This window comes from Deltaproteobacteria bacterium (assembly GCA_016874775.1).
Taxonomy (GTDB): Bacteria; Desulfobacterota; Binatia; order Bin18; family Bin18; genus VGTJ01.
Genome location: VGTJ01000202.1, coordinates 1 through 10,149, shown reverse-complemented (window position 1 = coordinate 10,149; position 10,149 = coordinate 1). Strand labels below are relative to the sequence as shown.

The 10,149-nt window shown below is 53.3% G+C and carries 6 protein-coding genes; 4 read left to right on the top strand and 2 right to left on the bottom strand.

The window, feature by feature from the left end:
• Window positions 1–869, bottom strand: an 869-nt coding sequence (locus tag FJ147_24555; GenBank protein MBM4259058.1) for a hypothetical protein, incomplete at its 3' end; no start/stop codon positions are given.
• Window positions 870–1,659: 790 nt separating this feature from the next.
• Between FJ147_24555 and FJ147_24550 the strand changes: the two genes are divergently transcribed.
• The 4 genes from FJ147_24550 to FJ147_24535 all read left to right on the top strand — a co-directional run bounded on the left by FJ147_24550 (window position 1,660) and on the right by FJ147_24535 (window position 7,784).
• The gene (locus FJ147_24550; protein MBM4259057.1) at window positions 1,660–2,781 is read left to right on the top strand and encodes a hypothetical protein; all 1,122 of its coding nucleotides are present in this window, start codon (window positions 1,660–1,662) and stop codon (window positions 2,779–2,781) included.
• Window positions 2,782–2,932: 151 nt separating this feature from the next.
• Window positions 2,933–4,924 (top strand): hypothetical protein, encoded by a 1,992-nt coding sequence (locus tag FJ147_24545; GenBank protein ID MBM4259056.1) that lies wholly within the window; start codon window positions 2,933–2,935, stop codon window positions 4,922–4,924.
• 98 nt (window positions 4,925–5,022) lie between these two features.
• Window positions 5,023–6,453 (top strand): NADP oxidoreductase, encoded by a 1,431-nt coding sequence (locus FJ147_24540; protein ID MBM4259055.1) that lies wholly within the window; start codon window positions 5,023–5,025, stop codon window positions 6,451–6,453.
• A gap of 401 nt (window positions 6,454–6,854) precedes the next feature.
• Window positions 6,855–7,784 carry a hypothetical protein gene (locus FJ147_24535; protein MBM4259054.1) on the top strand — a complete coding sequence of 310 codons (930 nt, stop codon included), beginning with the start codon at window positions 6,855–6,857 and terminating at the stop codon, window positions 7,782–7,784.
• A gap of 379 nt (window positions 7,785–8,163) precedes the next feature.
• Here the strand turns inward: FJ147_24535 and FJ147_24530 are convergent, their stop codons facing one another.
• On the bottom strand, window positions 8,164–9,672 hold the full coding sequence (locus tag FJ147_24530) for a hypothetical protein (GenBank protein ID MBM4259053.1): 1,509 nt from the start codon (window positions 9,670–9,672) through the stop codon (window positions 8,164–8,166).
• Window positions 9,673–10,149: the final 477 nt, after the last annotated feature.

The window sequence follows — 10,149 nt, the reverse complement described above, 5'->3', positions numbered from 1 at the left end:
TGCGCGGCATTACCCTGAACAAGACAGCCATGCGGACGGTCGAAGCGCGACTGGAGCGTCATCCCAAGTTGCCCAAGTGGGACATCTTCATCCGCCCCGCTACTCCTGACTGATATAGGGGGATTTTCTTTTCCAGAATTCGCCTTGGTAATCGTTGTCGGGCGAGAGGCAACAGCGCCGCACAGGGTGGAACGCTCGACCGTCTGGATGTCTTGCCCGCTAGTCGCACTGCCTTTTGGCGCGAGCTCGCTCGCGAGTCCTGGCCACTGGTGAATCGGGATCTCACCCAGGTACTCTAACTCACCACCTGCCAAAGGCTTGAAGACCACCGTCACGCCCTCTTCTTTCGGCCACACGCCAACGGCTTCTTTTAAGTTGGCAGAGTGGGAAATAAAAATCGAATTGGTGCCATCAGTTGGCGCCACACTCATCATTTGTTTGAGTGACTTGCCTAGGCGCTTCGCCTCTGCTTCATCTGTCCCAATCGCAAAAGCGAGCTCGTCCGATACTTCGCCTTTTCCAAAGGCAAGCCAACCGGTCTCAACTCCTCGGCAGAACGGCGTCGTCACGACTCGCCCAACAGGAATACCGAGGGTACGGAGGGCTTTCCCGAGCGTAGTTGCTCGGGCTTTACCATCTTCGGATAAGTTCCGTTGGGTGCTAGGGTCAGTGTAGGTGACGGGATCTTGGTCACTCGAGTTGTGGTCAGTGGTTGAGTGGCGTAGATAAATAGCATGGCCACCCTTCTTGAGGGCTTCAACCAGCTCTTTGCCCTTCAAGGGTTCCGCATTGACTGAGCCCGGAAGACTCATCAACCCAACTGCCATCATCCCAACAATTGGTGAAACGAAACGAGACGTGAATCGCATATACGCTCCTCTATAGAGAATAATTTGTGAACTTCATGGCTACTCGCAGGTGAGGAACACACTCGATTCGCCACCGGTTGCGGGCAGTCGCTGTTGCTTTGTGTTAGCCAGCTTTCCCGACAACCTGTTACGTTCAACCGAAGTGTCATCGCGAGCCCTTCGACAAGCTCAGAGTAAACGAATTCGAAGGACGCTCAGGATAAACTCCGCGAAGCAATCTCTGTTTTCTGGGGAAATTGCTTCGTTGCTAACGCTCCTCGCAATGACAGTGATTCCCTTCCCTAATGCCATTGTTCGTCAACCCCTCACATTCCCTACCGCTTCTCATTTCTTTATTTCGTCACTTTCTGACAAACCTTTATTTCTTTTCCTACGCTCTGGTTTTCTGCGCCCGTGCCGCCACTGCGGGCACATATAACTCCTACATAATTCGTGCCTTTTTCCTGACCCTAAAGGAAAGACCGGGCATGCCGACATATCTGGCAAGGATGAGTGTGGGAATAAGGAGACTCATTAATGCAGGAGAAAAAAATAACAAAGTGTTTCCTTGCCGTGCTTCTGGCACTATGCTGTTCAGGCAGGGCACTGGCGGGGGAAAAAGCCGCTGCTGAGGGAAAAGCCGCAACAGCGGAGAAGAGCGTAGCGCAGGAAATCCTTGATATTCTGCGTGCAAATAATCAAATCGATGCGCAACAATACGAAACGCTCTTGAGCAAAGCCAAAGCCGAAGAGGCAAAACGGCAAGGTGGCGAGAAGAAGACCTCTAACGTATTGACGGCGCGTTGGAACGATGGGCCTGTCTTTGAAGGGGGGGGACGACGCCAAGTTCAAAATGCAGCTCAGTGGCTTACTGCAAATGGACTGGGGCATGGTCAGTGGGAATCGCAAACTGACGCCACCGCTGAAGGAATCGACGGGGACGCAGATTCGTCGGGCCCGACTCTCAGTATTAGGGACAGTGTATGATCGGATCGATTACCGCTTCGAAACCGATCTTGCCAACGGACAGTCAAAAATTCGCGACGCCTACATCCGGATCAATCAACTACCGTGGGTAGGCAGCCTATCGATCGGTCACTTTAAAGAACCCTTCTCACTGACGGATATGTCAGGGACACGATATGTGACGTTCCTCGAGCGGCCGATGAGTGTGGATGCCTTCCTGGTGTCACGCAACATGGGCCTCATGATCAACAACACGGCATTGAACAAACGGTTGACCTGGGCGATCGGTGGTTTTCGTGAAACTGACGACCAAGGCAGGAACTTTAGTGCCGACTCCGCCTACAATCTCACCATGCGTGTTACCGGGCTGCCCTGGTACGAGGAGCAGGGGCGAAAGCTCGTTCACCTCGGGCTCTCCTACAGTCACCGCTTCCGTCACGATGACAGAGTACGCTTCACCATGCGGCCGGAAGTCAACCTCACCCCAATGTTTGTCAATACCGGAGACATTACGACGAACGGGATCGATCTCTTCAATCCTGAGTTGGCGCTTGTCTATGGTCCGTTCTCGTTCCAGACCGAATACACGAAAGCCTTCGTTGGACAAACCACTGGCAAAAGTCTTGATTTCTCCGGTTACTACCTGGAAGCGGCCTACGTTCTGACAGGCGAGCACCGTGAATACAGGATGAACACAGGCGCGTTCAACGGCATCACCCCGAAACGCAATTTCGATGGTCAAGGCGGGTGGGGCGCGTGGGAACTTGCCCTGCGGTATTCGTCACTCAATCTCGACGACTCAACAGTAAGAGGTGGGAAGTTGTACGGCCTCAACACTGGGGTGAGCTGGTATCTCAATCCTCATGTGCGGCTCCTCGCCAACTATGGCGTTACCGATGGTCGTACAGGAAACAAAACTTTTGGTGTCATGAACACCTTTCAAATGCGTGCTCAGTTTTCTTTCTAAAGCTGACGAGAAGAAACACATAGGGTGGGTCGAGACCCACCCTACTCATAGGACGTGACAGCTAAACAGCGGGGGCTGTTCTCACGAACAGGGTGTAACAGGGGGTGACTATGTATCGATTCTAAATACCAACAGAGGAGACCTTCACTACATGTCTAACCGGAATCCGCTGACTCCACCTGATGAGACCTTCGGTGCGGAGAGCGACGTTCTTGCTCCCCCTGCCGAAAAATCTCTTCCGCAGCACCCACCGTCTGCCCTTGACAGTGATAGTATCACTGCCAAACGCATTGAAATCCCGACCGGCCCTTTGCCCCCCCCTGAAGACGTCAATGAGGTCGACGGACAACTGCAAAAGCGTGACCATGACCGACGCTGGACGTTCCGCTGGCCCAACTCCGACCGGCGCACAACTACACGCTCACCCAAAGCCCATCTGTTTGTCACGGTAACCCACTGGGCGATGGTCATCCTGTTAACCTGTAGCTTACTCTCCGGTATGCGGATCGGGTGGGCTTATATCGACAGCCCACTGGTAGGACCAAAAGGATGGTTGTCGGAACTGTCAAACGCCATCGCCCCAAACGGGACGATTTTCGGCATCAACTTGATTACGTTTCACGTCTGGTCGGCGTTCCTGATGCTAGCAGTGACCGGCGTCTATCTCGTCTATCTGTTCCGCACCAGCGCGTGGAAACGTCTGCAACTGACCGTCAAGGATCTGAAACACCTTACTCCCACGGGCATTCGCGCGCATGGCTTCTGGCGCTACAAACAAGCGCTGTGGTCGGCTAACCTGCTTACCTATTGGATGGCCTTCTCCTTCTTCGGCATCCTCTTGGTAACCGGCTTTGCCATGTACCGGGTTGATTGGGAATTGGCCAACTATCTGGGTGGCCATTACGTTACGCGTTGGGTGCATGCATTCTTTTCCTATCTGTTGATTCCGTATGTGGTCCTGCACACGGTTCTCCAGTGGGTCTTTGGCCGCTTCTGGACTATCTTTAAGGCACAGATGTACCGCCCGCACCTAGTTGCAGGACTGGTTGGTGTTGCCGCCTCGGCTCCCATCGTCTGGGGACTCTATTTCTGGGATGCGGTGCCTGACACGTTGACGGTTTCACGCATTCCTAATGGCGTTGTCGTTCCCACTCTCGACGGTAAGGAAGGCGACCCGGCCTGGAATCATGCACAGACTGTGATGATTCATACCACCAAAGGCGTGAACAACCCAGAGGAAGACGTGGATGTGACAGTAAAAGCGCTCCACGATGGTGAGCACATTTACTTCAAGTTCCAGTGGGCCGACCCTGATGTGAGCTACAAACGCTACCCACTGCAAAAGACGGCAGAAGGCTGGAAAGTCTTGCAAAATGCTTTTGCCAATGCTGACGAAAACGAATTCTATGAAGATAAGCTCGCCGTGTATATCACAGATGTGCCTAACGGTGGCTGTGCGGCAACCTGCCATCTCGGGGTCGGACCGGACGCCGCAAAGGGATTGAAGCATGGCGTCCACTACACCAACGGTGAAGTCGGCGACATCTGGCATTGGAAGGCGGTACGTACCGATCCCATGGGAATTCCCTTTGGCGAACCTGGCTTCACGGATGACCAGCATTTCCGCAAATTCGAGCCCGTGCCAGCAGAAATTAAGAAACGCTACACTGCGGGCTATTACGAAGACCCAAGCCCAGCTGGTGGTTATAAGTATAACTTCGAGAAGCTGGACCCCAGCAAGACGCTCGACCAAACGCTGGTCCGCCCGATCATGCTGATGCGTGGGGATGCAGTCCGTCCCAATGTAGACCCCACGACCTCTGACTATGGTGTTGACTGGTGGATTCATTCCAAGCAGGGAATTCCGTATAGTAAAGAGCTTGACACCTATCCGGTCGGAACGCTGATGCCCAACATCATCATCGAACCGTTCCAGGGTGACCGCGCGCATGTGCGCGCCAAAGGTGACTGGCGCAAAGGGGTGTGGACGCTGGAAACGCGCCGACTCCTCGATACCAAGAGCGAGTATGATGTGGCGTTCAACTTTGAGCGACCAGTGTACATTTCGCTCGGTGCCTTCAACCGCACGCAGACCCGGCACTCTGAGCATATCAAGCCGGTCAAGGTGGTGTTGGAGAAATAGCATTGAGATTGCGATTGGTGATGGTTACTATTTGGTAGGGTGGGTTAGATTCCACCCTACTCTGACCATCATCAATAACCGTGTGGGAAATATCCATTATGACCGTCCTCCATCCAGTTTATTTTCGTAAACCTGTCTCAGCCAATTTACCTACACCTCTCCGTGTGGCCGTTATTGGTGCGGGTCCCGCAGGGTTCTACGCGGTTGAGGAATTACTGAAGCAGACGGATCTCCCGGTTGCCGTCGATCTCTTTGATCGACTGCCAACTCCTTACGGCCTCGTCCGTGGAGGGGTTGCTCCAGATCATCAAAAGATCAAGGCGGTGACCCGACAATACGAAAAAATTGCCCAGCGTCCAGGTTTTCGCTTCTTCGGGAATGTCAGTTTTGGTCGGGACCTCACGCTTGATGAGTTACTCGCTCATTATCACCATGCGCTTTTCGCCACTGGTGCAGAATCCGATCGGCGTATGGGAATCCCCGGTGAAGATCTGCTTGGAAGTTTTCCGGCGACGATTTTTGTCGCGTGGTATAACGGACACCCAGACTTTCAGGATTTACGGTTTGATCTGAGCAGCACGGAGAGTGTTGCGATTGTTGGCAACGGCAACGTCGCTATCGATGTCGCTCGCATTCTCTCTCGTCCAGTCGATGAGCTGGCAAAAACTGATATTGCTGAGCACACCATTGAAGCCTTACGACAGAGTGCGGTAAAGAACATCTACGTACTCGGCCGTCGCGGTCCGGCCCAGGCAGCATTCACCAATCCCGAGCTGCGCGAGTTGACGGAACTCCCTGGGGTCGATCTCGTTGTCCGCCCCGAGGATATGGCTCTCGATCCGTTGAGTGACGAGTTCTTAGCCCAGCAGTCAGAGCCGATGTCACAGCGCAACCTGGAGACCCTGACCGGGCAACTCGTGAAAGGTGAAGGAACGCAGGCCCGCAAAATTCGCCTGCATTTTTTGGTGTCCCCTGTAATGGTGCTTGGCACTGAGCGTGTCGAGGGCGTGCGCATCGAAAAGAATCGGCTGGTGAAAGATGAACACGGCAATCTGAAGGCGCAGGGCACAGGCGAGTATCAAGACCTTCCTTGTCAGATGATCTTTCGCTCCATTGGTTATAAAGGCCATCGGCTCGCGGGGGTACCATTTGACGAGCGCGCTGGTGTCATCCCGAACAGCAATGGCCGGGTGCTTGATCTGACCTCTGGTCTTCCCGTGCCTCGCCTCTATGTCGCCGGTTGGATCAAACGTGGACCATCGGGAGTCATTGGAACCAACAAAGCGGATGCGAGTGCAACTGTTGCAGCGCTACTGGCTGACGTCCGGCAGGGAATGGTTGCGCCCGAGGTCACTACCGACGCAGAGGCGATACCAACGTTACTGACGAGCAAACAGGTACAGTATGTGACGTTCGCCGGGTGGCAACGTATCGACCAGCACGAATTATCGCGCGGACAAGAGCAGGGCAAAGTGCGCAATAAATTGGTCACTCGCGATCAACTTCTTGAGAGTGCAGAGGCCGCGTAAGACGTGGTCGTTCAATCCCGCAGCTCTCGTTCATGAGAGTCGGTTTGAGAACTAGTAGTCAGTCATGTTGATTCTGAGGGGTGAACGTAGCGGCGTCCTTCCCGCGCAAGCGGGAATCCAGGGAGGTTACGTTGTGGTTCCTGCTTGAAGATCCTGGATGCCCGCCTGCGCGGGCATGACGAAATCGCCCCCGCAAATTCAGTGTGACTGACGACTAGGGAAATGCTGTCAGTGCGAAGAGTCGGAAGCGACGAAGCAATTGCACCGTCACGCATTTTCCCATCGAGATTGCTTCGCTCCGCTCGTAATGACGCAATTCCTCGGCTTTTTCAGACAACTTCAAGACCATTGTTTTTAATGCTCGTACCCTTCTGCCGATAGAAAACAATTGAGGAGGATGTATGAAACAAAAACTCGGAACGCTCCTTACAGGTATCGTATTCGCTAGTATGACCGGGTGCGCAGCAAGCGTACCGTCGCCACAGACGTCAACAGCCTTACCGTCGTCACCCGGTAGTGGAGCAAGCTCCATTCAAGCAGCAACGCGTGAGCCACAAACGCTGACTATCCCCGGCACGGGTGATAGCCAGGACCTGTTACGTAAGGTCGCCGCGGCTTACGAGAAAAAGCATCCAAACGCAAAAATTGTTATCCCTGATTCTACTGGATCTTTCGCGACTAAACCCAATACGCTGGGCGGGCTCGAATCTGCCGGAACTCGAACGACTGAGCTTGGACGAACCGCGGTGCGTCCTCGCGAGGAAGATCTCAAAAAGTTCGGCCCCATGTATTACCGCGAATTTGCCCGTGTGCCGGTGGCATTCGTTGTCCACAAGAGCGTGACCGTGCGGGAACTGACCAGCAAAGATATTTGCGCGCTGTATGCCGGAGAGATCAGCAATTGGAAACAACTGGGTGGGTCTGACTTGCCGGTGGTCGTGCAAACCCGACCGGAAGGCTCAAACATGATCGCCATTCGCGACGGCCTGGCTTGTTTCAAGAGCCTCAAAGTCACCGACAAAGGGCACAACAACCTCCGCAATGCCGACGCGGTTAACAGCATGCGCGACATGGCCGGATCGATCGGCTTCATGCCACTCAGCGAAGCTGACCACTACAAGTACACGATGGTGAAGATCGACGGACAGTATCCGTTCTCAGAGGGGTATCCAATCTCTGTAGGGCTCGCGTTTGTCCACATGGACTCCCTCAAAGGATTGGCCAAAGACTTCGCTGACTTTCTGATTGCTGAGGAAGCAATCAAAATCCTCCGCCATTCAGGACATCTGCCGGTAAAAGCTGACAGCGAGTTAGTCGAGTTGAAGAAGTAACACGTGGTCAGTATCTTCAGCACGTGTTCCGTCGATGAATCGATCCACAGCACCTTTGCACCCTGTATGCGCAGACATCGCGCTGTTATCATTCTGAGCGAAGCGAAGAATCCCTCAGAGAGGCTCTTCGTTTCACTCAGGGTGACAAAGTCAGAGTGTCTATCTTTCGTGGTTCGATTGAGCTTACTAGTACCGTGTCTCATCACTTCGTGAGCAGTCGTAGGGCGTGCGCAGCGCGCCAACTGACGGGCGCGTGGCACGCGCCCTACGATTTCACCGCGAATGAACGTGCGAGACACGGGACTAGCTGTACACCTCAAGGTTGAGTGTCTGGGCGAGTACCGAATCGGTGAGAAACTTCACCACAAGTGACTACCTTCTAAAACGCGAACAACGCATCCAGCTGCATACGATTGACCGTGGCATTGGTGAGTCCTCGGGGGCGATCGATCAAATCAACGAAGTACCCTTTGGCAGTTAGGGTGAACCGTGGCAGCAACATATAATCAACCTTCACAATCGGTCCTTGCACGTTGGTTCCGCCACGTCGGCCAAAGTCACTCAAGGTAAACATCGAAATCACCGAGTCAGTTTCAACGCGCGTCCACAATGCTGAGAATGCCCAGTCACCGGGATTTCTCGTCTGCCCAATGCCTGCACCGATCAGATAAGCGTCGTTCTTGCCGAATTTCGCTTCAGTGTTGTGCGCATAGTCGAACATAAAGGTGAGCGGCCAGCGGGCAGATCCAGTGTCCAGAGTGAACTGGGCACTCGCATTGACGATGTTGAATCCCCCAGTAAAGCGTTGAATGGGATTGCTCGTATTGGGCGAAATCAAATTGCCACCACGTACGACTTGTCCGTTGCGTAACCGCACCGAATTGGTCAGCACCAGCTGAGAGTTGCGGTTCCGCTCTAAGGCAAGCGCATCTGAGCGCCCAAAATAGTAGTCAGCAAAAGCAAGCGTCAACTGCGACTTGGCCGTAGGAGCGACTGTCAGTTGGATTTGTTCCCCCAACATGTAGGAATCGCGCCCTGGGAAAAACTCTTTGATTGACCACTGCCCTGCCGCGAGTTTGAGGCTGCGAAAGAAGTCTTTGCCTTCAAAGAGGGTCAGCTCCTCGGCAAGGCCTTCAGGGGAGAGGTCTTCATCAAAAATCAACTCCGATCCCATGACTGCCCGAGGCCGAAAGAAGTTCACGCCAAACTTTCCTGCTGTCAGGGAAAAAAACGACTTTTCTAGGCCAAAACTTTTACCAGGGCGAAAAGTGACATAGGCGTGATCAAGGTTAATCGTTTTGCGGTTAAACACATCAGTCAACGTCTGGTTATTGGAGATAACTTCGTTGGGGTCGCCAGTAACGATACGCACTCCCGCTTCTAACTCGTCACTGAGTTGCAGTCTGGCGCCAAACCGTAACCGTAGTCGCTGACGATTACGCGCAGTGACATCATCTTGATAGAAGCCTTCATGTCGCACGCGGATATCGCCAAAGAAACTGAACCGATTGAGCCAATCGATATTTTTCTTCACATCCGCAACGGCAGTTTTCTTCAACTCTTCGACCGCTTTGGACTGCTGCTCAGCTTGGGTTTTTTGTTGCTCCTCGATACGCGTGAGCCGTTCCGAGACATTGCTCGGTACCACACCCGGTGACTTAAGGTTTGCGAGATCTTGATCGGTCAGGACCCCTTTGGCTTTGAGTAAGCTAATCAACGCTTGCTGGTCATCTTCTCCACTTCCACCTTTGCCCCCTCGCGCGCGGAGCTTTTGGATATCTTCCTGACTGAGCACGCCTTTGGCTTTGAGGATGTCAATCAGTGAAGTTTCTTGGGCATGAGCTGGAATAACCAACAAGCAAACCATCAACCCCACAATAATGTACATGCATTTCTCCCTTCTTCTCACATCATGAGGCTTCACAGCCTGCTGCGACACTTAGCCCTTAAGTGAGACCCCCTGGTTAGATTTCAAATTGGACCTTAAGTTATGACCCCAATTCACCCCTTAGTTAGACCATAACCGAAAGAACGGATTGAAGTCAAAAATCGCGGCAAGACGTCACCAACCCTTCATTTTCCTCCCGGAGCAGGGAGTGAGGCCGTTCTGGCACGAACGACAGCCAAGGAGACCAAACAACGAAAATCTTGTGCTTTTCAAAGCACTTACAAGAGAGGCTGACAGTGAGTGAGTTGAATTGAGGACGGAGGGAAGGCAAACAACACAGGGGCACGGCCTGGCCTGATGAACGAAGAGGAAACACGAGAGGCAGGAAGGAGGAAAGAGCGACACCCGATTTGTTCCGCGGGAGCAAGCAAAGAAGGTCTTGTGAGCGAGCAGCGATGGAGCTAAGAGCGACATAGG

Bases quoted from the DNA above. Each gene is read 5' to 3' on its own strand.
- FJ147_24545 (MBM4259056.1), top strand. From the start codon at position 2,933: ATGTCTAACCGGAATCCGCTGACTCCACCTGATGAGACCTTCGGTGCG.
- FJ147_24550 (MBM4259057.1), top strand. From the start codon at position 1,660: ATGGGCCTGTCTTTGAAGGGGGGGGACGACGCCAAGTTCAAAATGCAG.
- FJ147_24540 (MBM4259055.1), top strand. From the start codon at position 5,023: ATGACCGTCCTCCATCCAGTTTATTTTCGTAAACCTGTCTCAGCCAAT.
- FJ147_24530 (MBM4259053.1), bottom strand. From the start codon at position 9,672: ATGTACATTATTGTGGGGTTGATGGTTTGCTTGTTGGTTATTCCAGCT.
- FJ147_24535 (MBM4259054.1), top strand. From the start codon at position 6,855: ATGAAACAAAAACTCGGAACGCTCCTTACAGGTATCGTATTCGCTAGT.